Raw genomic sequence first — 19,248 nt, forward strand, 5'->3', positions numbered from 1 at the left:
CACCCGGGCCCACCACCGAGGTCACTGCTCGCTGCGGCCGGTCGCCTCCAGGTAGGCCAGGACGGCGCGGACCCTGCGGTTGGTGTCGTCGTCGGTGACCACACCCAGCTTGGCGAAGATCGTGGTGGTGTACTTGCTGATGGCGCCCTCGCTCAAGAACAGCCGCCCGGCGATGGCCGCGTTGGACAGCCCCTCGGCCATCAGCTCCAGCACCGAGCGCTCGCGCTCGGTGAGGGCGGCGAGCGGATCGGCCCGGGTGGGCCGGGCCAGCAGTTTGGAGACGACCGTGGGGTCCAGCGCGGTGCCGCCGCCCGCCACCCGCGTCAGCGCGTCCAGGAACTGCTCCGCGTCCAGCACCCGGTCCTTGAGCTGGTAGCCGATGCCGCCGTGCCCGTCGGCCAGCAACTCCCGCGCGTACAGCTGCTCGACGTGCTGGGAGAGGATCAGCACCGGCAGCCCGGGAACGGCGCGGCGCGCGGCGAGGGCGGCCTGCAGCCCCTCGTCGGAGAAGGTCGGCGGCAGCCGGACGTCCACGATCGCGACGTCCGGCCGGTGTTCGAGCAGCGCCTCCAAGGTGGCGGGCCCGGACTCGACGGCGGCGACCACGGTGTGCCCGAACGCCTCGACGAGCTGCACCATCCCGTTCCTGAGCAGGAAGAGATCCTCGGCTACGACAATTCGCACGGCACCGCCACAGTGATACGGGTCGGCCCGCCGGCCGGACTGTCGATCTCCAGACGGCCGCCGAACGCGTGCACACGGCGTTCGATGCCGCTCAGCCCGGAGCCGGCGGCGGGATCGGCCCCGCCGACCCCGTCGTCCTGCACGGTCGCGGTCAGCGTCCGCGTGGCGTAACTGAGTTCCACCGTGACGCGCTCCGCCTCGGCGTGCTTGGCCACGTTCGCCAGCAGTTCCGCGACGGCGAAGTAGACCGCCGACTCCACCGGGCGCTCCGGCCGGGACGGCACCCGGGTGAGCACGTCCACGACGACGGCGGCGTCCAGCGCGAGCGCCTGGACGGCGTCCACCAGACCGCGTTCGGCGAGCACCGGGGGGTTGATCCCGCGGACCAGGGTGCGCAGTTCGGCCAGGGCGGTGGCGGAGGTGGCCCGGGCCTCGGCCAGCACCGCCTTGGCGGCATCCGGGTTGGAGTCCACCAGCTGCTCGGCGGCGCCCATCGACATGCCCATCGCGACCATCCGGGCCTGGGCCCCGTCGTGCAGGCCGCGCTCGATCCGCTCCAGCTCCGCGGCCTGGGCCTGCGTCAGGTCGGCCCGGATGGCCTCCAGTTCCTCCACCCGCCGGCTCAGCCGGGTGCGGGGGACCGGCCCCAGCAGCCGGGACCCCACCGGCCGCAGGATCCGCCAGGCGAAGGGGGCGGCGACCAGGCCCGCCACGATCAGGCCGGCGCCGTAACCGAGGAGGGCCGGCGTCACCGCCAGGTAGATGCCGAGGCCGAGGGCGAGCAGCGGCAGGGCGGAGAGCGGCAGTACGGTCACCGAGGCGACCACCGCCCACAGCCCGTCCCAGTGCAGCTGCGGATCGTGGAAGCGGGCGTGCACCGCGGCCCGCCGGCGGGCCTCCCGCTCGGTCTTGTGGTACTCCTCCCCGTCCCACCAGGACCCGGTGGCCATACGCGTCACCGGCGGCACCGAGCGGTAGCGCACCTCGTGCCGTACCTCCAGCCAGTCCGCGGCACACCGGCGGGCGGCCCTGGCCAGGCCACGGCTGGTCAGCGGGTAGACGATGAACAGGGCCGCGGCGATCCAGAAGGCCACCGCCAGCCCCTCCCCGAGGGTGGCCAGCACCCGCACGGCGAGCGGCGCGTCCAGACCGGCGGTCCAGGAGCCGGCCAGCCGGGCACCGCCGACCCCGACGGGCACCGCGACGAGCGGCACCACGCAGGTGAGCCCGACCAGCACCACGGACCGGTACAGCCCGAGGCCGGCCTCGGCACACCAGCGCAGCGGGCCGCCTCGCGGAGGTATCCTCATCGTCTCGTTCCCTTCACCACGGCGATCATAATCTCAGCCGGGAGCGGACCCCTGACCGATACCGCCGACGGTACGCAGCGGGCGCCGGAGCCGGAATCCCGCTACGCCCCGCCACCGGTGGGCCTAGCCCCACCGCGCCCGGCGGCCGTGTCACGAGCACCCCGCACCGCCGCCGTTCTTCCCGTCCCGACGTGCCGTACGGCTGGGCCCCTCCGACGGTGGGTCTGGCCCCACCCAGCCGTACGCTCAGGCCCATACCGCCTCTTCCGGCAACTCCCTAGCGTGGGGAACACCTTGAGACGGAGGAGAACGACATGGCGGACACCACCGCGACCACGACGGCCCCGGAGACCTACGAGGACCCCCGCGTCCAGGACACCTTCAAGAAGGTGCACAAGTTCATCGGGCTGTACGGCGTGATCAGCGTCATCGTGCTCGGCACGGTGGCCGCCATGGCCATCACCGGGAACGAGGCCAGCCCCTTCATGTGGATCCGGGGGTCCATCCTGCTGCTCGTCTGGCCGCTCTTCCACCGGATGGCCACCCGCTCGGCACAGGGGGACGCGCGCCAGTACGACCGGCTGGGCACGGTGACCGTGATCCTGCCGATCGCGATCATCGTCGTCGACCTGATCCCCGGGCTCTGCCCGCCCTGGTACGCCGCGATGCAGGGCGTCTCCGCCCTGGCCCTGGTCGGTGCCGCGGTCCTCACCCGCGGGGCCGCGGTGCGCAACGTCTTCCCCAAGCTGGCCAAGAAGAAGAAGGCCTGACGACCGGCCCTCCGCGACGGACCCGGCCCGGCCGGGACCAGGAGCGGACGGGCACGCGGACGGCACCACGTCCGCACACCAGGCAGGGCCGGATGCGTCCCCCGTGCATCCGGCCCTGCCCCTTCCCCGCGGCGGCGGACCGCCGCAGCACGAAGGCCCCGCAACCACCCGCTTCGGAGGCACGGGGCCTTCATGCTGCGGCACCGGGTCGGCCGACGCGGCGTACGCCTTACTTTCGGAAGTGCTCCTTCAGGACCTGCATGACCTCCGCAGCGCGCTCGCTGATGAAGAAGTGCCCGCCGGCGAACACCCGCAGATCGCAGCCGCCCCGGGTGTGCCGGTCCCACGCCTTCGCCTCGTCCAGCGTGGTCTTGGGGTCGTTGTCCCCGGTCAGTACGGTGATCGGAGTGTCCACGACGGCGTCCGGCCCGCACCGGTACGCCTCGATGGCCCGGTAGTCGGCGCGCAGCGCGGGCAGCGCGGCCCGCATCATCTCCTCGTCGTCCAGCAGGGCGGCCGCGGTGCCGCTGAGCCGGCGCACCTCCGCCATGATCGCCGCATCGCTGGTGAAGGTGGTCTCGTCCCGGTACGTGCCGGGCGCGCGCCGCCCGGAGGCGAGCAGCCGCACCGGAGGCCGGCCGTCGGCCTCCAGACGGCGGGCCAGTTCGAAGCCGATGACGGCGCCCATGCTGTGGCCGAAGAGGGTGAGCGGGAGGTCGGGCTGGCGCCGGAGTACCTGGTGGATACGGTCGGTGAGCACCGACAGGTCGTCGACGGGCGCCTCCGCGCGGCGGTCCTGCCGGCCGGGGTACTGGATCGCGACGACGTCGACGTCCGGGCTCAGCGCCGCCGCCACCGGCAGGAAGAAGGGCGCGGACCCGCCCGCGTGCGGAAGGCACACCAGCCGGGCGGTCGGCTTGTCGGCAGGGTGAAAACGCCTGCACCACACTTCGTCTCCGGGCGAAGGCTGGGTCATGCCGCTCCTGAAGGTAGTCATGTCGAATCGTCAAGTGGGAGAAAAACGTAACCACTTGCCGGAACACCTGCAAGGCATCCGATCACGGTCACGCACCCGGCCCCGAAGGTACCCGGTCAACTGTGGGAAAAGCACGGTTGAACGGCGAAGGCGCCCGCACCGCGGTGGTATTTGTATAAAGGAGGGAACGTGGCCGCCTGTTGTGTCGTCCCGATGACCCCGGTTACTGTTCCGCATTATGTGGCGACATTGAGAGGTGACGTACATGGGGCACAAATTCACCCTGGTCCTGAGTCGCGAGATCACGGACGAGGAGGGGGAACTTCTGAAGGAAGCGGGTTTCTCCGGTGCGACTTTCGCGACCGACACGCTTCCCACCGACGCCGATGTCACCGTGACGAAGGTCGACTTCGACGACACGGCCGCGCCCTCGCTGGCCGAGGCGATCGAAACGGCCCTGGAGACGGTGAAGAAGGTCCCTGACCTCACCGTGCCCGGCCTCACCGTGCCGGCCGTTCCGCAGCCCCCCGCCGCAGCGGACGGGGACGTGCTGGTCGGCGAGGTGGTCAAGGAGCCCGCCGGCAAGTAGAAGGCTCAGCACGAGACAAGGGCGTCCATGAGGGCGGGCACGACCCACGGGCCGCCGCCCCGCCCCCGGATGCCCGTAGCCGCCGAGGCGGCTGCCCCGAACGCAGCGAAGCGCTGGAATCCAGGCCGAAGTTCTTGAGTCGCCCTGGCCCCGGCCTCGCTGCGTTTTCGCGTGCCCGCCGGAGCCGCCCCCGGCGCGAATCGACGACCGCCGCTCCTCGGCCGACTGTTCAACCGATGCCCGCCGCACGGTTGAGCGTCCTTCGTGCGCAGTCCGTTTCGCGAAGCCCCGGTTGAACGGTGGGATCAGTTGAACACCGGGTACGGTCATTCGCATTCGACCCCGTGGGGCAGTGGCCCCGGCGTCGGCCGCGGGGGCAAAGTCCGTCCGCCGGGCCGGTGGTGCGGTGACGCGATGGATTCCCCGTACATGGAACCAGGTGGCGGCCGGTACCGTCTTCGGGGTCGGAACAGGCCGGACGGCAGGGCGCTTCGCGTCGCGCCCGACTCTGCGCGCTTGTCCCGGACCTCCACCAAGCGGGAGGAAGGGGATAGGATCGCGGCATCCGGTTGGACGTGCAGGCGTTATCGCCGCACGGCGGCGATGACTGTCGTGCGGTGTTCATCGTGGAGTCACGAGCCATTTCGACGGCGTTGCCCGCGCGTACCGCGCATTGTCGTCAAGTACCTGGTGGTAATCGGCGAAAGGGTTGTCGAGTTGATGACGGTTCTGCTTCCTCGATGGCATGCGAAACGTTCGGCCCCGCGTCAGGTGACCTGAATAAGCAGCGTGAGCAACCGTGAACTCGGGGGAGGTCCGGACGGCTCTCGGGGCATACCGCAACTGACCTTGGTACGCCTCAAGTCCCGTACACACGACCACTGTTGGCGTTTGGCTGCACATGATGATGTTACGTAGTTGTCAGGGGAGCAGTGGTGAGTCTCGCACAGACAGTCGGAACAGCGGCCGGAGTCGCCGGCCGGAGAGGCGGCGAGCCGGAGATTGTCTCGGTCCCGATCATCCAGGTCCTCCCCGGAGACTCACCCCGCCTGACAGGTGAGGACAAAGGACATGTGCTGCGGCTGGCCGCGATAGAGGGCACGCTGCCCCCCATATTGGTCGACCGGCGCACCATGTGCGTCATCGACGGTTTGCACCGCTTGATGGCCGCCTCCCTCAAGGGCCAGAAAGACATCGATGTCAGATTCTTCGACGGAAGCCGCGAAGAGGCTTTCCTCAAAAGCGTCGAGGCAAACGTCGAACACGGCCTCCCGCTGTCACAGGCCGACCGCACGGCGGCAGCGCTGCGCATACTCAAGTCGCACCCCACCATGGCCGACCGGGCCATCGCCAAGTCCACCGGGCTGGGCGCCCGGACGGTCGCGCAGCTGCGGCGCTCGTCCGACTCCGTACCGCAGTCGGACTTCCGCGTCGGACGGGACGGCAAGGTCCGCCCGCTGGACGGGGCGCAGGGCCGGTTGCGGGTGGCGGAGCTGATGCGGGACAACCCCGACGCCTCGCTGCGCCAAGTGGCCCGGTCGGCAGGGGTGTCGCCGGCCACCGCGCTGGACGTGCGCCGTCGGCTGGAACGCGGTGACCAGCCCGTCCCCAGCCAGCGGAGCCGCAGCAGGGGCGAGGCGGGACCCGCCAAGCCCGAGCCGGTGGACCCGCCCCCCGTACCGGTCGCCGCCCCGCCGACCGCCGCCACGCTCGACAAGCTCATGCGCGACCCGTCGCTGCGTCAGAGCGAGCTGGGCCGACGGCTGTTGCGGATGTTCCGGGAGAACGTGCTGGGGGCCAGCGAGATGAACGACATCTGTGCCTCGGTGCCTTCGCACTGCATCGAGCTGATCGTGGAGCTGTCCCGGCGCAACTCGCAGATCTGGGACGGGTTCGCGCAGGAACTGAACAGACGTGCCCGGATCGTGAACCCGGACTGACCGGACCCGACAGGTCGGGACGGTCCGGGCCCTCTCCCCGGGGGCCCGGCATGCCCGGCCGGAGGGCGGGGCCGGCCGCACCGTCATCGTGCGGCCGGCCCCGCCCTCCGGCGTTTCCGGCACCGGCGCGGCGCAGCGGACACGCGGGCTCCGGCCGGGCGCCTCGCCGGCGCGGATGACCACGATCGGCTCGCCTTCGCGCGGCACCCGGCTCAGCCGGCTCAGCGCGGCGAAAGGCGCAGGTCCGGTCCGGCCGAACGCTCGGCCCTGAGGTGGTCGGCCAGCCCGGCCGGGGTGCCGGAGGCCTTGATGCGACCCTGGTCGATCAGCGCGACCCGGTCGCACAGCCGCACGGCCTCCTCCAGGAACCGGGTGACCATCAGGATGGTGAGCCCGCTGGCCCGCACGCTCTCGATCAGCTCCCAGGTGTCCTGCCGGGACCGCGGGTCCAGTTCGGTGGTCAGCTCGTCGAAGACGGCCACCTGCGGGTTGCCGATCAGGGGCAGCACGGTGGAGAGGTCCGCCGCCCCGTCGGCCCCTTCGTCAGGCCCGTCCTCCGGGGCCAGGCCCAGCGTGGCCAGCAGGCGCCCCCAGTCCGCCGGATCGCGGTAGAAGGAACTGTAGAGCGACAGCGCCTCGGCGAGACGCATCCGCTCCGGCGAACACCCGGCCCGCAGCTGGGCGTCCAGCTTCCGGGTCACCTCGGCCCGGTCCTGGTGGGGGTCGAGGCCGAGCACGTTGATGTCGCCGCCGTCCCGGCTCCGCAGCCCCTTGACGCATTCCACGATCGTGCTCTTCCCCGAGCCGCTCGGGCCGAGAATGCCGAAGACCTCACCTTCCTCGACGCTGAACGACACGTCGTCGACGGCTACGAGGTCACCGTAGGACTTGCGGAGATGCTGCACCTCAATGACTGCGGACATGACGTATCCCTTCGCGGCCCTCATGGAATGTCGCATGGCTCGTGCGGCTCGTTCAATCGCCGGCCTGCGGTGGGGCGGTGTCGGCCGGGCACGGGAAACGTACGGTGCGGCTGCTCGCGTCTGCTATCCCACTATGCCCCGTACCCGGTGGGGCCAGCCACACTCAATTGCCGGTCCCATGGGCCAGATATTCACGCACCGAAAGAATCGCGCCAAAGGATTCATATCCTACGCGAGCCGGTGAGTACTTCCGGCGCCGGGCGGGCAGGGATCCCGAATACGGTGCCGTGGGATGAATGGAGTCTTCCGCGGCGAGTGTGCGTCCGCGTCCGAAGTGCGCCGCCGACCGTCTTGTACGGACCGCGTGGATCCCGCACCGGAAGCACACGACTTGTTCCTTCGCGCTGCCCGCCGGGACCGGAACCCTGCCCGGTGGGGAAGCGGCGCTCTCGGTGCGGACCTGATACGGGGGGCCTGCCGCGCAACTCCCGGGCGCAAAGGCTTGTCCGGTCCGCCGGTCCGCCGAGTGGCCTGCCGGCAGTCCTGCGCCCCCGCTCGCCACCCCGGAAATGCCCAAAAGCGCGCGGAGTTCTGCACTTCGCGGGCGGCCCCGGCTCCGGCGCTTTCCCGCGGAAGCCAGCGGGCCGGGGCGTGGGCCGGCCCGGTTACCACCGCCGTACGGAGGTTTTGATTGAAGAGTGAATCTCCCCGAATTCCCCCCAGTCTCTTCGGGACCCTCCCGGTCGAAGGTGGCGACCGGAACGGATTCGATGCGGCTGAACCGATATGATTGCATCGAAACCGGCGTACTGTCTCACCCGTACGCCGCTGACCTGCGACGAAGCCCAGGAAGTAGCCTGATCCGCATGTTGTCCGAAGTCATCGCGACCCGCTATGTCACGCCCTTGCGTGAGGGCGGGTCGCTTCCGGGGATCGTCGAGGCCGACGATCTCGGTACCTACGTCATGAAGTTCACCGGGGCGGGGCAGGGGCGCAAGACCCTGGTCGCCGAGGTCGTCTGCGGGGAGCTGGGGCGCCGGCTCGGGCTGCGGGTGCCGGAGCTGGTACGGATGCAGCTGGATCCGGTGATCGGGATGGGCGAGCCCGACCAGGAGGTGCAGGAGCTGCTGAAGGCCAGTGGCGGGCTGAACCTGGGGATGGACTACCTGCCGGGATCGCTCGGGTTCGATCCGCTGGCCTTCGAGGTGTCCGCGCGTGAGGCGGGCCGGGTGGTGTGGTTCGACGCGCTGATCAACAACGTGGACCGGTCGTGGCGCAACCCGAATCTGCTGGTCTGGCACGGTGAGCTGTGGCTCATCGACCACGGCGCCACGATGATCTGGCAGCACAACTGGCCCACCGCCGAGAAGTCGGCGGCCAAGCCGTACGACGCCTCCGACCACGTGCTGGCGAGCTTCGGACCGGACATCGAGGCCGCGGCGGCCGAGTTCGCGCCGCTGGTCACCGAGGAGCTGCTGACCGAGGTCACGGCCGCGGTGCCGGACGAGTGGCTGGCGGACGAGCCGGGCTTCGACTCGCCCGACGAGCTGCGTGCCGCGTACGTACGGGCCCTGCTGGGCCGTGCCCCGGTGATCGGTGAGCGGATCAGTGTCGGGGAACCCACGAAGGACGGGCCCTCCAGGGTGCCGGGCTGGCTGGCGACCGAGTTGCCGCGGAGGGCAGTGAAGTGAGCGGCCTGCACAACGGACGCGACGTGTTCGAGTACGCCCTGCTCAAGGTCGTACCGAGGGTCGAACGCGGCGAAATGATCAACGCGGGGGTGGTCGTGTACTGCCGCGCCCGGCGCTTCGTCGAGGCGCGTACGCATCTGGACGAGGGGCGGCTGCGGGCGCTCGACGCGACGGCCGACATCGAAGGCGTCAAGGCGGCGCTGCGTGCCGTCGAGGGGATCTGCTTGGGCGGCGAGCGGGCCGGGCAGGCTGCGGGTGACGACGCGGGGCGGCGCTTCCGGTGGCTGATCGCACCGCGCAGCACCGTCGTCCAGCCCGGACCGGTGCACACCGGGTTGACCGTGGACCCGTCCGGGGAGGCGGAGCGGCTGCTCGACCTGCTGGTGAGGTGAGCGGGCCGGCCGTCGGCCCGTACGGGGCCCGGTGGCCGCCCTGAAGTGCGCGAGTGCACCGGGGAGGCGTTGACAGGGGGTGGCCGGGCTTCTAGCGTCACCCCTGCTGAAGCTACTAAGCGGTTGCTCACCTGTGGTTGCGGTGCGGCGGACCGCTCGTCGAGGTTTCGAGGGTGAGGAGAACCCCGCATGTCCACCACCGAGCAGCGCGTAGCCGTCGTGACGGGCGCGGCCCGCGGCATCGGCGCGGCCACCGCCGTACGCCTGGCTGCCGAGGGCCGCGCCGTCGCCGTCCTCGACCTGGACGAGGCGGCCTGCAAGGACACCGTCGAGAAGGTCACCGCGGCCGGCGGCAGGGCGCTCGCCGTGGGCTGCGACGTCTCGGACGCGGAGCAGGTGGAGGCGGCGGTCGCGCGGGTCGCGGCGGAGCTGGGCGCGCCGACCGTGCTGGTCAACAACGCGGGCGTACTCCGTGACAACCTGCTGTTCAAGATGAGCGACAGCGACTGGGACACCGTCATGAACGTGCATCTGCGGGGCGCGTTCCTGATGTCGCGCGCCTGCCAGAAGTACATGGTCGACGCCAAGTTCGGCCGGATCGTCAACCTCTCCTCCAGCTCGGCGCTCGGCAACCGCGGCCAGGTCAACTACTCGGCCGCCAAGGCCGGTCTGCAGGGCTTCACCAAGACCCTCGCCTTCGAACTGGGCAAGTTCGGCGTCACCGCCAACGCCGTCGCCCCCGGCTTCATCGTCACCGACATGACCGCCGCCACCGCGGAGCGCGTCGGCATGGGCTTCGAGGACTTCCAGGCCGCGGCCGCCACCCAGATCCCGGTCCAGCGCGTCGGCCGGCCCGAGGACATCGCCAACGCCATCGCCTTCTTCACGGGCGAGGCGGCCGGTTTTGTTTCCGGCCAGGTCCTGTACGTCGCCGGCGGACCGCTCAACTGACGCCGGAGGCGACGAAGATGACCGCACAGGACAACCCGCTGCCCCCGCTCTCCGGCAAGGCGGCGCTGGTCACCGGCGCCAGCCGGGGCATCGGGTACGGCATCGCGCGGGCGCTCGTGGCGCGCGGCGACAAGGTCTGCATCACCGGCCGCAACGAGGACGCCCTCAAGGAGGCCGTCGAGTCGCTGGGCGCCGACCGCGTCATCGGTGTCGCGGGCAAGGCGCACGACGAGGCCCACCAGGGCGTCGCCGTCGAGCGCGCCATGGAGGCGTTCGGCCGCGTCGACCACCTCGTCAACAACGCCGGTACGAATCCGGTCTTCGGCCCGATCGCGGACCTCGACCTGAACGTCGCCCGCAAGGTGTTCGAGACCAACGTCGTCTCCGCGCTGGGCTTCGCGCAGCGCACCTGGCACGCGTGGCAGAAGGACAACGGCGGCGCGATCGTCAACATCGCCTCCATCGCCGGCGTCTCCGCCTCGCCCTTCATCGGCGCGTACGGCATGAGCAAGGCCGCCATGATCAACCTGACGTTCCAGCTGGCGCACGAGTTCGCGCCGGCGGTACGGGTCAACTCCATCGCCCCCGCGGTGGTCAAGACCAAGTTCGCGGCCGCGCTGTACGAGAACCGCGAGGAGGAGGCGGCGGCGGGCTACCCGATGGGGCGCCTCGGCGTCCCGGAGGACATCGGGGGCGCGGCGGCGTTCCTGCTGTCCGACGCCGCCGGCTGGGTCACGGGGCAGACGCTCCAGGTCGACGGCGGGCTGTTCCTCAACGCGGGCGTGTGAGGGCGGCGCAAGGGTAGGCGGAGGCGCGCGGTCAGCAAGCGCGTGCGGGGGTGCGCGCCTGTGCGCGGAAGCTCCAGGGGCGCTTGCGTTGATGTGCACTCCAAGAGGCAGGGTCTGCGGTGCCGGTCCGGTTGCGGACCGGCACCGCAGCCGTTCCGGGCCGTGCGTACGCGTACGGGCTCACGGCGCGCCTCACGAAGGAGACCCACCATGCGCTACCGCACCCTCGGCGGCGGTACCGGGCCCACGATCAGCACCCTGTGCCTGGGCACCCTGCCGTTCGGCACCACTGTCGACGAACCGACCGCGTTCGCCGTCCTCGACCGCTTCGCCGAGGCGGGCGGCACCTTCCTGGACACCGCCGACAACTACGCCTGCTGGGTGCCGGGCGCGACCGGCGACGAGAGCGAGCTGCTGCTCGGACGCTGGCTGCGCAGCCGGGGCGCCAGGGACCGTACGGTGCTGGCCACCAAGGCCGGTGCGCGCCCCGACCCGTCCCGCGGTCCCGAGTGGCCCGCCAACCTGGAAGGGCTGGGCGAGAAGGCCGTACGGAAAGCCGTCGACGGCAGTCTGCGGCGGCTCGGCACCGACCGGGTGGACCTGTACTACGCCCACGTCGAGGACCGGACCGTACCGCTGGAGGAGACCGTCGGGGCGCTCGCCGGCCTGGTGCGGGACGGCATCGTGGGCGTCCTCGGGGCCAGCAACCACGCCACGTGGCGGCTCGCCGAGGCCCGCCACATCGCCGGTGCGCGGAACCTGCCCGGCTTCCGCGCCGTACAGCAGCGGCACACCTATCTGCGGCCCCGGTACGACGCGGAGTCCGGCCTCCAGCGGGAGACCGACGAGGAACTGCTCGACTACGCCGCCGCGCACGACGACCTGACGCTGCTCGGCTACTCGACGCTGATGCACGGCGGGTACGCGCGGCCGGAGCAGCCGCTGCCCGAACGGTACGACCACCCCGGGTCGGTGGCGCGGCTGCGGGTCGCCCAGGAGGTCGCGGCGGAGGCCGGGGCCACCGTGAACCAGGTGGTGCTGGCCTGGCTGACGGGCGGCCGGGTGCCGGTCGTACCGGTCCTCGGTGTGAGTTCGGTGACACAGCTGGACGAGTGCCTGGCGGCGCTGGATCTGCGACTGGACGCGGCGCAGCGGGCACGGCTCGATACGGCGTGAGCGGGCGCGGGGCGGGCAGGAGCCGGACGGGGGCCGGGCCGGAGGCGGGCGCGCGGCGGGCGGAGGGCGGGCGTGCGGGCGTTGTCAGTGGTCGCCGGTAAGTTCATTGCCGAGAACGGATCGCACACCGGAGGTTGCTCAGTGATGACCGACATGCTGCCCGAGTCCTGGCGCGGCGTCCTCGGCGAGGAGTTGGAGAAGCCCTACTTCAAGGAGCTCACCGAGTTCGTTGAGCAGGAGCGGGCGAAGGGGCCGGTCTACCCGCCCCGCGAGGAGGTCTTCGCGGCCCTCGACGCCACCCCGTACGACCAGGTCAAGGTGATGGTCCTGGGACAGGACCCGTATCACGGCGAAGGCCAGGGGCACGGGCTGTGCTTCTCCGTGCGGCCCGGCGTCAAGACGCCGCCGTCGCTGCGCAACATCTACAAGGAGATGAAGGAGGAGCTGGGCCACCCGGTCCCGGACAACGGGTACTTGATGCCCTGGGCCCGCCAGGGCGTGCTCCTGCTGAACGCGGTGCTGACGGTCCGGGCGGGCGAGGCCAACTCGCACAAGGGCAAGGGCTGGGAGAAGTTCACCGACGCGGTGATCAAGGCGGTCGTCTCCCGTCCCGACCCGGTGGTGTTCGTGCTCTGGGGCAACTACGCCAAGAAGAAGCTGCCGCTGATCGACACGGCGCGGCACGCGGTGGTGGAGGGCGCGCATCCCTCTCCGCTGTCCGCGAAGAAGTTCTTCGGCTCCCAGCCCTTCACCCGGATAAACGAGGCCGTCGCCGCGCAGGGCCACACCCCGATCGACTGGCGGATCCCCGACCTGGGCTGAGCCGGGCGGCCGCGGCGTGCCGCGCACACCGCGCGGTACCGCCGGGCGCCGGTTAGCGTCGGGAAAGGCAGGCCGGACGTGGCGCGGACGAGGGCGGGAGAGTGCGGCGGTGGACGATCAGCGTGCGAGGGCCGGCGGCGATGTCGTCCTGACCCGCATCGGGCAGGCGGTCATGCTGCACCGGGGCGGCGACCGGGAGGAGGCCCGCAACCGCCTGGCGCGGCTCTGGGCCGAGATCGGTCCGGACGGCGACCCGTTCCACCGCTGCACGCTCGCCCACTACCTCGCCGACACGCAGGACGACCCGGCCGACGAGCTGGACTGGGACCTCACCGCGCTCGAAACGGCGCGGCAGGCGAAGGCCGCGCGGGCGGCGGGCCGGGACGGGGAGCGGCAGGCGCCGTCGGGCCGGTCCGTTCCGGCGGTGGCGGCGCTGCTGCCCTCCCTCCATCTGAGCCTCGCCGCCGACTACGCCGCCATGGACCGCCCCGGCGAGGCCCGCGCCGAACTCGACCGGGCCCGGCGAACGGCGGCTCCACTGGCCGACGACGAGTACGGCCGCGGCGTGCGACAGGCGATCGAACGGCTGGGGGCTCGGATCGCCGGTTCGGGCGAAGACGGCGGGGGAGGGGAGGCCGACGGGCGGGGCGGTGCGGGCGCGGGCGATACGGGAGATACAGGGGGACCACGAGGCGCAGGGGGGACGGATGATGCGGGCGGTGGGGGAGGTCAGTCGCCGTAGACGTCGCGGCAGAGGGTGTCGGCCCGGTCGTCGTCCTGCCAGCGTCCGTATTCGCGCGCCAGCTTGCACAGGCCGGGGGCCGGGGCGGCCGGGCGGCGGTGCTCGGCGCGCGGCCACGGCGGACCGTAGCGGCGGGAACGGGGAGCCTCGGGCTTGCCCCGGGCACTCCGGCCGACGCCCTTTCCCTTCTTCTTGTCCGCTGCCGCGGATTCCGGCCGCTGCGGCCGCTGGGCTCCTGGCGCAGAAGGCAGGGCGGGGGCCGGCCGCTGTGCGGCGGATCCGGGCGGTGTCGCCGGCCGCTCGCGCGCCGGGGGCCGACTGACCTCCGGCCCGTTGGGCTCGACGGAAGGGGCGGGCAGCACGGGGCGCGGCAGGAGACTCTCGGGGGCCGGCCGGTGGGCGACGGTGACACAGCCGGTGGTGACGGCTGCCGTCGCCGCCGTCGTCAGCATGAGGAGCGTCGCTGCGGGAATACGGAACACCGGCCAACTCTGCCGATTCCGGCCTCCGTTGGGAAGGCCCCGCAGGGGTGAACGTGACGGACGGTGTTGACCTGACGCCGCCTGTGGGCGAGCGGCCGGGCGAGCCGGCCGGCCGGGCAAGCGTGCGGACCGGGCCGGGCGCCCGCTGTCCGCCGGCCGGCCGCCGCGGACCGGGAGGTCGCCGTGCGCCGGGCGGCACGTATGCTTCCGGGGCGCCGGGCACACCACCGGCGTGCCCGGCGCGATGGCCGTACGGCATCGGGGCGGGGCGGCATCATCGGCACGTCCGGCGCGCCGGCCCGCGCAGGCGGCCCGCGGCGGCGCAACCCAGGGAGTACGCGTGAAGGTCGGCTGCATCGGACTCGGCGACATCGCACAGAAGGCGTATCTGCCGGTGCTCGGCGCGCAGCCCGGTGTCGAGCTGCACCTCCAGACCCGTACCCCGGCCACCCTGGAACGGGTCGCCGGAACGTATCGCCTGCCGGCCGGCCAGTGTCACACCGACCTGGACGGGCTGCTCGCCGCCGGCCTGGACGCGGCGTTCGTGCACGCGCCCACCGCCGCGCACCCGGAGATCGTCGGCCGTCTGGTCGAGGCCGGGGTGCCGACCTATGTCGACAAGCCGGTCGCCTACGAGCTGGCCGAGACCGAGCGCATCGTGCGGCTCGCCGAGGGGCGCGGCGTCAGCCTGGCGGTGGGCTTCAACCGCCGCTTCGCGCCGGGCTACGCGCAGTGCCTGGAGCACCCCCGCGACCTGATCCTGATGCAGAAGAACCGGGTCGGCCTGCCGGAGGACCCGCGTTCGCTGGTGCTGGACGACTTCATCCATGTGGTCGACACGCTGCGGTTCCTGGCGCCCGGCACCGTCGACCACGTCGACGTGCGGGCGAAGATCCAGGACGGTCTGATGCACCACGTGGTGCTGCACCTCTCCGGCGACGGCTTCAGCGCCATCGGCAGCATGAACCGTCTCAGCGGTTCCGCCGAGGAGATCCTGGACGTGTCCGGCCAGGACACCAAGCGCCAGGTCGTCAACCTCGCCGAAATCATCGACCACAAGGGGCAGCCGAGCGTCCGGCGGCGCGGCGACTGGGTGCCGGTGGCCCGGCAGCGCGGCATCGAGCAGATCGTGCTCGCGTTCCTGGACGACGTGCGAGCGGGCCGGTTCGTCTCGGCCGAGGACGCGCTGCGTACGCATGAGCTGTGCGAGCGGGTGATCCGTGAGGCGCTGGCGCAGGGGGCGTGAGGCAGCGCCCTTGGAGGCTGTGACCAGCGCTTCCGTAGCGTTTGTGGCGCTTGCGTCACGCACTGGCCGGGCCGTCGGCCGTCCGGGCCGGCCGCGCCGTCAGGCGGGCGGCCAGGCGCGCAGCGCCATGTCGGCCACCTGCTGGAGATCGTCGCGGGTGGCGCCGCCGGCGGCCTGGACGGCGATGCCGTTGGCGACGGTCATGATGTAGCGGGCGAGCAGTCCGGGATCGGTGCCGGGCGGCAGGTCGCCTTCGGCGACGGCCAGCCGGAACCGGTCGCGGAGCTGGGAAATCCCCTCTTCGCGCCAGGCGACGAGGGCGTCGCGGGCGTTGCGCCCCGGGGCGCCGGCGGCGAGGGAGGCTTGCACGCCCAGGCATCCGGAGGGGCAGTCGGGCTGGGTCGTGGTCCGGACGGAGCCGTTGAGGAACGCGGTGGCCACCTGCCGGGCGGTCGGCTCCTGCAGGGCCCGGGCCCCGTACGAGGCGGGGCCTTCGGAGTAGCGCTCCAGGGCCTTGTGGAACAGGTCCTCCTTGTTGCCGAAGGCCGCGTACATGCTGGTGCGGGTGATGCCCATGGCGTTGGTCAGGTCGGTGAGGCTGGCGCCCTCGTAGCCCTGTTCCCAGAAGACCCGCATGGCCTGTTCGAGGGCCGCGTCCGCGTCGAAGCCCCTCGGCCGGCCGATCGGCCCTTTCTGTCGCGTCTCCATACAGACCACCCTACCTCTTCCGTACCGGGCGGTGCAGATGTGCTACGTTCCCGTTCCGTATCGATCGGTACGGAACTCTGTGGAGGTCATCCCCATGGGACAGCTCGAAGGCAGGACCGCGGTGATCACCGGCGGGCACACCGGGATCGGCCTGGCCAGCGCCGTACGGCTGGCGGACGAGGGCGCGCACGTCTTTGTCATCGGACGGCGCAGGGCCGAGCTGGACGCGGCGGTGGAAACCATCGGCGCGGCACGGGTCACCGCCGTGGCGGGTGACATCACGAACCTGGCCGACCTGGATCGCCTGTACGATGCGGTCCGCGCCCGGGGTCGGGGTCTGGACGTGGTCTTCGCGAACGCGGCGACCGCCTCGCTCGCGACTCTGGAGCAGGTCACCGAGGAGCAGATCGAGCGGACCTTCGCGGTCAACGTGCGGGGCACGCTGTTCACCGTGCAGAAGGCGCTGCCGCTGCTCAACGACGGCGCCTCGGTGATCCTGAACGCCTCCACCGCGGCCGGCAACGGCACGGAGGCGTTCGGCGTGTTCGCGGCCTCAAAGGCCGCCGTCCGGTCCTTCGCCCGCACCTGGGCCAACGAACTGAAGGGCCGCGGCATCCGGGTCAACGCCGTCTCGCCGGGCCCGATCGACACCACCGGCATCACGGACCTGTTCGGCGAGCAGCACGCGCCCGGCGTCCGGGCGAACCTCGCCGCTGGTGTGGCGATGGGCCGGATGGGGCGCCCGGAGGAGGTCGCCGCGGCGGTCGCCTTCCTCGCTTCCGGGCAGAGCAGCTACGTCCTCGGTGCCAACCTGTATGTCGACGGTGGGGAGAATCAGATCTGACGCTTCCTTTCCCGGCGGCAGCTGTCAGCTGTCAGCTGTCCCACCCTCGCGCGCGCCCCGGGGTGAAGAGAGCGCACGTGCCCCCTTCACCACCGCGTACACGCCGAGCGCCACCATCGCTCCGTACAACGCCCAGTCACCGAGACGCACGTACGGGCTGGTGCCCTCGGCCAGTGGCACGTCGTACACGGCTGCCGCGCCGCGCTCGGTGCCGAGCCGGTCGCCCACCGGTTCCCCCCGCGGCCCGTACACCGCGCTGACCCCGGTCAAGGTGGCGTGCGCCATCGGTCGCCAGGTCTCGGCGGCGCGCAGCGCGGCCAGTGAGGCGTGCTGCGCGGGCGCCCAGCTGTCCTGGAAGGTCGACGTGGAGGACTGTGCGACCAGCAGTTGAGCGCCGTCGTGCACCAGTTGGCGGCTCATGTCCGGGAACGCCGACTCGAAGCACACCAGCGGTCCGACGCGCAGTCCGCCCGCCGAGCCGACGGGCATCAGTACCTGCCGGGTGCCGCGCATGCGGTTCTGGTCGGCGGCCTTGCCGACGTGCGTCGCCCAGCCCAGTACGGAGCGGAGCGGGATGTACTCGCCGAAGGGGACCAGCCGCATCTTGTCGTAGCGGTGGCCGGTCGCACCGTGCGGGCCGACCAGGACGGAACTCTTGTAGATGCCGGGTTGGCCGGCATGCCGCCCGTCGACGTTCACCAGGAGGTCGGCGCCCACGTCCTTGGAGAGCGCGCCGAGCCGGGCCGCCATGGCCGGGCTGCGGGTCAGGTCGCGGTTGACGCTGCTCTCTCCCCAGACCACCAGCTGGACGCCGCGTCCCGCGAGCGAGCGGGTCAGCGCCTCGCCGCGCGCTATCCGTGCTTCGGCGCCCGCGACTTCGCCAGGCTGGACGACGCCGATACGGACGCTGCCCGCCGCCCGAGGTACCGGCGCCCACAGCCATGCCGCGCCGCCGCCGACCGCGCAGACGAGGAGGCCCGCCACGGCAGGGACGCGGGCGCGCGGCAGGGCGACGGGTACGGCGAGCGCGGTGTTGACCGACACGATGACCAGACTCAGCAGCCACACCCCGCCGATGGACGCGAGGCGCAGGGCAGGCGGCACCTGCCACTGGCTGGCTCCCAGCAGCCCCCACGGGCCGCCCAAGTACTCCCAGGACCTGACCAGTTCCACCATCAGCCAGCCGGACGGTACGAGGACGAGGGCCGCCGCACACCGGCGCACGCCCGGCGCGCCGTGCAGCAGGTGCCGTACGAGTACGCCCCAGGGCGCCCACAACAGCCCGAGCAGCGCCGCCAGGACGAGGATGAAGACGTGCAGGCTCGGCAACAGCCAGTGGTGCACCGCCAGCATGAATCCGGCGCCGCCGAGCCAGCCGTCCAGCGCCGCCCGCCGGTTCGTACGGGCCGAGCGCACCAGCAGCAGCCACGGGACGAGGGCGACGTACGCCAGCCACCACAGGGCGGGCGCCGGAAACGCCAGCGCGGGCAGCGCCCCGGCCACGACCGCGGCGGCACCGCGCCCCCAAGGCGACGCGAGCGCCTTCTCCCACCAGCCGGCCGCCTCCCGCATACCGCTCCCTCCGTCGGACGTCGGACCGCAGCACCCAGTGTGCGCGCGTCGGCCGATCATGGACAGCAGGCGGGCGCGGTCCGTCAGCTCCGCGCCGGGACCAACTGCCGCCACTTCTCGTGGACGACGACCTCGCTCAGCCGCCAGCCCTCGGGGGCACGGCGGGCGGCGAAGGCGTAGCGACCCGCGCAGGTGTAGTTCGGGGCGGCCGCCGCGCCGGTGTTCGCGCCGGCGCGCGTGCCGTGCAGGTCGGCGGCCGTGCCGGTCGGCGCGTCGTGCGGGCCCGCGAGGTGCATCGGGTTGAGGTAGTCCGCCTGCACGGTGGCCGTGTCGCCGGGCGCGCCGCCGTCACGCAGCTCGATGCCGATCCGCCGGTTGACGATCAGGTGCTGGCGTACCGGGAAGCGCCGCATCATCTCGGCCAGCCAGTCCGCGACGACGGTGACGCTGCCCGCGATGCCGCCCGCCGAGCGGTAGTCGACCCGCCCCTCGGGGACGAACAGGGCCCGGTAGGCGGTCCAGTCGCCGTCGTCCACGGCGATCGCGTAGCCGGTGACCAGGTCGTCGATGGCGAGGCGGTCCATGACAGTGGTGTGTTCCGCACGCTGGGTCATCGCCTCAGTGTTCGGCATGCGTGCGTGT

General features: G+C 72.0%; 20 protein-coding genes. 12 read left to right on the forward strand and 8 right to left on the reverse strand.

Annotated features, from left to right (window positions below; genetic code table 11):
- Positions 1 to 21 precede the first annotated feature (21 nt).
- Together OEIGOIKO_RS36920 and OEIGOIKO_RS36925 are read right to left on the reverse strand one after the other, a co-directional pair.
- Complete coding sequence (locus OEIGOIKO_RS36920; RefSeq protein WP_031011168.1) at positions 22 to 684, reverse strand: response regulator transcription factor; 663 nt, start codon at positions 682 to 684, stop codon at positions 22 to 24.
- Positions 669 to 1,994 (reverse strand): sensor histidine kinase, encoded by a 1,326-nt coding sequence (locus OEIGOIKO_RS36925; RefSeq protein ID WP_125057680.1) that lies wholly within the window; start codon positions 1,992 to 1,994, stop codon positions 669 to 671. The genes OEIGOIKO_RS36920 and OEIGOIKO_RS36925 overlap by 16 nt, the downstream gene beginning before the upstream one ends.
- 314 nt (positions 1,995 to 2,308) lie before the next feature.
- Between OEIGOIKO_RS36925 and OEIGOIKO_RS36930 the strand changes: the two genes are divergently transcribed.
- Positions 2,309 to 2,764, forward strand: coding sequence for a hypothetical protein (locus tag OEIGOIKO_RS36930; protein WP_125057681.1), 456 nt, complete (start codon positions 2,309 to 2,311; stop codon positions 2,762 to 2,764).
- Between the two features lie 229 nt (positions 2,765 to 2,993).
- On the opposite strand, the gene OEIGOIKO_RS36935 is transcribed toward OEIGOIKO_RS36930, so the two are convergent.
- Positions 2,994 to 3,740 carry a thioesterase II family protein gene (locus OEIGOIKO_RS36935; protein WP_125057682.1) on the reverse strand — a complete coding sequence of 249 codons (747 nt, stop codon included), beginning with the start codon at positions 3,738 to 3,740 and terminating at the stop codon, positions 2,994 to 2,996.
- A gap of 265 nt (positions 3,741 to 4,005) precedes the next feature.
- Between OEIGOIKO_RS36935 and OEIGOIKO_RS36940 the strand changes: the two genes are divergently transcribed.
- Both OEIGOIKO_RS36940 and OEIGOIKO_RS36945 read left to right on the forward strand, forming a co-directional pair.
- Positions 4,006 to 4,329: a hypothetical protein gene (locus OEIGOIKO_RS36940; protein ID WP_125057683.1), complete on the forward strand. Its 324-nt coding sequence runs from the start codon at positions 4,006 to 4,008 to the stop codon at positions 4,327 to 4,329.
- Between the two features lie 935 nt (positions 4,330 to 5,264).
- A complete protein-coding gene (locus tag OEIGOIKO_RS36945) occupies positions 5,265 to 6,269 on the forward strand; it encodes a ParB/RepB/Spo0J family partition protein (RefSeq protein ID WP_246177788.1) in 1,005 nt (334 codons plus the stop codon).
- A 221-nt stretch (positions 6,270 to 6,490) separates the two neighbouring features.
- Here OEIGOIKO_RS36945 and OEIGOIKO_RS36950 read toward each other — a convergent pair whose 3' ends face one another.
- Positions 6,491 to 7,192 carry an ABC transporter ATP-binding protein gene (locus OEIGOIKO_RS36950; RefSeq protein ID WP_125057684.1) on the reverse strand — a complete coding sequence of 234 codons (702 nt, stop codon included), beginning with the start codon at positions 7,190 to 7,192 and terminating at the stop codon, positions 6,491 to 6,493.
- Positions 7,193 to 8,058: 866 nt separating this feature from the next.
- Here OEIGOIKO_RS36950 and OEIGOIKO_RS36955 point away from each other — a divergent pair.
- The 7 genes from OEIGOIKO_RS36955 to OEIGOIKO_RS36985 all read left to right on the forward strand — a co-directional run bounded on the left by OEIGOIKO_RS36955 (position 8,059) and on the right by OEIGOIKO_RS36985 (position 13,754).
- Positions 8,059 to 8,883 (forward strand): HipA family kinase, encoded by an 825-nt coding sequence (locus OEIGOIKO_RS36955; RefSeq protein WP_125057685.1) that lies wholly within the window; start codon positions 8,059 to 8,061, stop codon positions 8,881 to 8,883.
- Entirely contained in the window at positions 8,880 to 9,275 is a 396-nt protein-coding gene (locus tag OEIGOIKO_RS36960) for a DUF3037 domain-containing protein (protein ID WP_125057686.1), read from the forward strand. Before OEIGOIKO_RS36955 ends, OEIGOIKO_RS36960 begins: the two co-directional genes overlap by 4 nt.
- Before the next feature lie 189 nt (positions 9,276 to 9,464).
- Positions 9,465 to 10,226, forward strand: a complete 762-nt coding sequence (gene fabG, locus OEIGOIKO_RS36965) for a 3-oxoacyl-ACP reductase FabG (protein ID WP_125057687.1) — start codon at positions 9,465 to 9,467, stop codon at positions 10,224 to 10,226.
- 17 nt (positions 10,227 to 10,243) lie between these two features.
- Positions 10,244 to 11,014, forward strand: coding sequence for an SDR family oxidoreductase (locus OEIGOIKO_RS36970; RefSeq protein WP_125057688.1), 771 nt, complete (start codon positions 10,244 to 10,246; stop codon positions 11,012 to 11,014).
- A 210-nt stretch (positions 11,015 to 11,224) separates the two neighbouring features.
- A complete protein-coding gene (locus OEIGOIKO_RS36975; RefSeq protein WP_125057689.1) occupies positions 11,225 to 12,190 on the forward strand; it encodes an aldo/keto reductase in 966 nt (321 codons plus the stop codon).
- A 144-nt stretch (positions 12,191 to 12,334) separates the two neighbouring features.
- Positions 12,335 to 13,012, forward strand: coding sequence for a uracil-DNA glycosylase (locus OEIGOIKO_RS36980; protein WP_125057690.1), 678 nt, complete (start codon positions 12,335 to 12,337; stop codon positions 13,010 to 13,012).
- A 109-nt stretch (positions 13,013 to 13,121) separates the two neighbouring features.
- Entirely contained in the window at positions 13,122 to 13,754 is a 633-nt protein-coding gene (locus OEIGOIKO_RS36985; protein ID WP_125057691.1) for a hypothetical protein, read from the forward strand.
- Here OEIGOIKO_RS36985 and OEIGOIKO_RS36990 read toward each other — a convergent pair.
- On the reverse strand, positions 13,742 to 14,236 hold the full coding sequence (locus OEIGOIKO_RS36990) for a hypothetical protein (protein WP_246177790.1): 495 nt from the start codon (positions 14,234 to 14,236) through the stop codon (positions 13,742 to 13,744). The two genes, OEIGOIKO_RS36985 and OEIGOIKO_RS36990, sit on opposite strands and share 13 nt — an antisense overlap.
- 340 nt (positions 14,237 to 14,576) lie before the next feature.
- Here OEIGOIKO_RS36990 and OEIGOIKO_RS36995 point away from each other — a divergent pair, with 340 nt between their 5' ends.
- Positions 14,577 to 15,482: a Gfo/Idh/MocA family protein gene (locus OEIGOIKO_RS36995; RefSeq protein ID WP_125057692.1), complete on the forward strand. Its 906-nt coding sequence runs from the start codon at positions 14,577 to 14,579 to the stop codon at positions 15,480 to 15,482.
- A gap of 99 nt (positions 15,483 to 15,581) precedes the next feature.
- Here the strand turns inward: OEIGOIKO_RS36995 and OEIGOIKO_RS37000 are convergent, their stop codons facing one another.
- Positions 15,582 to 16,190, reverse strand: coding sequence for a TetR/AcrR family transcriptional regulator (locus OEIGOIKO_RS37000; RefSeq protein WP_125057693.1), 609 nt, complete (start codon positions 16,188 to 16,190; stop codon positions 15,582 to 15,584).
- A gap of 94 nt (positions 16,191 to 16,284) precedes the next feature.
- Between OEIGOIKO_RS37000 and OEIGOIKO_RS37005 the strand changes: the two genes are divergently transcribed.
- Positions 16,285 to 17,034, forward strand: a complete 750-nt coding sequence (locus OEIGOIKO_RS37005; RefSeq protein WP_125057694.1) for an SDR family NAD(P)-dependent oxidoreductase — start codon at positions 16,285 to 16,287, stop codon at positions 17,032 to 17,034.
- 24 nt (positions 17,035 to 17,058) lie between these two features.
- Here the strand turns inward: OEIGOIKO_RS37005 and lnt are convergent, their stop codons facing one another.
- The gene (gene lnt / locus OEIGOIKO_RS37010) at positions 17,059 to 18,606 is read right to left on the reverse strand and encodes an apolipoprotein N-acyltransferase (protein ID WP_246177793.1); all 1,548 of its coding nucleotides are present in this window, start codon (positions 18,604 to 18,606) and stop codon (positions 17,059 to 17,061) included.
- Between the two features lie 83 nt (positions 18,607 to 18,689).
- Complete coding sequence (locus tag OEIGOIKO_RS37015) at positions 18,690 to 19,220, reverse strand: nuclear transport factor 2 family protein (protein WP_125057695.1); 531 nt, start codon at positions 19,218 to 19,220, stop codon at positions 18,690 to 18,692.
- Between the last annotated feature and the right edge of the window lie 28 nt (positions 19,221 to 19,248).

The sequence above is a fragment of the Streptomyces paromomycinus genome, from assembly GCF_003865155.1.
GTDB classification, from domain to species: domain Bacteria; phylum Actinomycetota; class Actinomycetes; order Streptomycetales; family Streptomycetaceae; genus Streptomyces; species Streptomyces chrestomyceticus.

Excerpts from the sequence above, each read along its gene's own strand:
- OEIGOIKO_RS36925 (WP_125057680.1), bottom strand. The coding sequence starts at position 1,994 with ATGAGGATACCTCCGCGAGGCGGCCCGCTGCGCTGGTGTGCCGAGGCC.
- OEIGOIKO_RS36930 (WP_125057681.1), top strand. The coding sequence starts at position 2,309 with ATGGCGGACACCACCGCGACCACGACGGCCCCGGAGACCTACGAGGAC.
- OEIGOIKO_RS36935 (WP_125057682.1), bottom strand. The coding sequence starts at position 3,740 with ATGACCCAGCCTTCGCCCGGAGACGAAGTGTGGTGCAGGCGTTTTCAC.
- OEIGOIKO_RS36940 (WP_125057683.1), top strand. The coding sequence starts at position 4,006 with ATGGGGCACAAATTCACCCTGGTCCTGAGTCGCGAGATCACGGACGAG.
- OEIGOIKO_RS36950 (WP_125057684.1), bottom strand. The coding sequence starts at position 7,192 with ATGTCCGCAGTCATTGAGGTGCAGCATCTCCGCAAGTCCTACGGTGAC.
- OEIGOIKO_RS36955 (WP_125057685.1), top strand. The coding sequence starts at position 8,059 with ATGTTGTCCGAAGTCATCGCGACCCGCTATGTCACGCCCTTGCGTGAG.
- fabG (WP_125057687.1), top strand. The coding sequence starts at position 9,465 with ATGTCCACCACCGAGCAGCGCGTAGCCGTCGTGACGGGCGCGGCCCGC.
- OEIGOIKO_RS36970 (WP_125057688.1), top strand. The coding sequence starts at position 10,244 with ATGACCGCACAGGACAACCCGCTGCCCCCGCTCTCCGGCAAGGCGGCG.
- OEIGOIKO_RS36975 (WP_125057689.1), top strand. The coding sequence starts at position 11,225 with ATGCGCTACCGCACCCTCGGCGGCGGTACCGGGCCCACGATCAGCACC.
- OEIGOIKO_RS36980 (WP_125057690.1), top strand. The coding sequence starts at position 12,335 with ATGACCGACATGCTGCCCGAGTCCTGGCGCGGCGTCCTCGGCGAGGAG.
- OEIGOIKO_RS37000 (WP_125057693.1), bottom strand. The coding sequence starts at position 16,190 with ATGGAGACGCGACAGAAAGGGCCGATCGGCCGGCCGAGGGGCTTCGAC.
- OEIGOIKO_RS37005 (WP_125057694.1), top strand. The coding sequence starts at position 16,285 with ATGGGACAGCTCGAAGGCAGGACCGCGGTGATCACCGGCGGGCACACC.
- lnt (WP_246177793.1), bottom strand. The coding sequence starts at position 18,606 with ATGCGGGAGGCGGCCGGCTGGTGGGAGAAGGCGCTCGCGTCGCCTTGG.
- OEIGOIKO_RS37015 (WP_125057695.1), bottom strand. The coding sequence starts at position 19,220 with ATGACCCAGCGTGCGGAACACACCACTGTCATGGACCGCCTCGCCATC.